Origin of the sequence: Bartonella sp. AP57NXGY, from assembly GCF_042195805.1 — a bacterium.
GTDB lineage: Bacteria > Pseudomonadota > Alphaproteobacteria > Rhizobiales > Rhizobiaceae > Bartonella.
The window spans coordinates 1-551 of sequence record NZ_JBHIOZ010000665.1 but is presented as its reverse complement, the minus strand read 5'-3'; the positions used below and the strand labels follow the sequence as shown (position 1 = coordinate 551).

At 39.2% G+C, this 551-nt stretch carries 2 protein-coding genes; both read left to right on the top strand.

All coding sequences use genetic code 11. The features are described 5' to 3' along the window. The first annotated feature begins 101 nt into the window (after positions 1–101). Positions 102–290, top strand: coding sequence for an NADPH-dependent FMN reductase (locus tag ACFIL8_RS12550; RefSeq protein ID WP_375612108.1), 189 nt, complete (start codon positions 102–104; stop codon positions 288–290). 40 nt (positions 291–330) lie between these two features. Continuing rightward, positions 331–504, top strand: a complete 174-nt coding sequence (locus ACFIL8_RS12545) for a hypothetical protein (RefSeq protein WP_375638007.1) — start codon at positions 331–333, stop codon at positions 502–504. Positions 505–551: the final 47 nt, after the last annotated feature.

The window sequence follows — 551 nt, the reverse complement described above, 5'->3', positions numbered from 1 at the left end:
TTCGGTAGATTGGAAGAGTTTAATACCTTAAAAAATGACGAGAAAAAACGTGCTTATATTCATACGCCGTTGAGGAGGCATTTAAAAAAGTTGTTGTTTTTATAAGTCATTACCATTGTGATGCTAAAACGCATGCATTTGTCAAAACAATCGCAGACGCTAACGATGTTATTCTTGCAAGCCCTGTTTATCACGGGTCTTATTCAGGGGGATTGAAGAATGCTCTTGATAATTTAGAGTATAATGCTTTTGGGATAAAGTTTTTGGTCATCTCTCTCATGACAATATAACCCAAAATGCGCACTGCCCTGTGTATATTTGGTACCAATTGTGCATACGCTTTATGGACCGGCGCTGCAATATCAAGTTGCTTCGGCTAAAGATGATTTTGCGTTTGAGAATGAAAACCGTACACGGAGACTTAGCAGCGTAAATGTACGGGCTTGCTGCGCACATCTTGCTGATAAAATGTACAATAAGGGTGGAGGATATGATCAAAAATGATAAGAAATACCGTTAGTTAGTCGTTGGTGGTACAGGAATATTGGCGC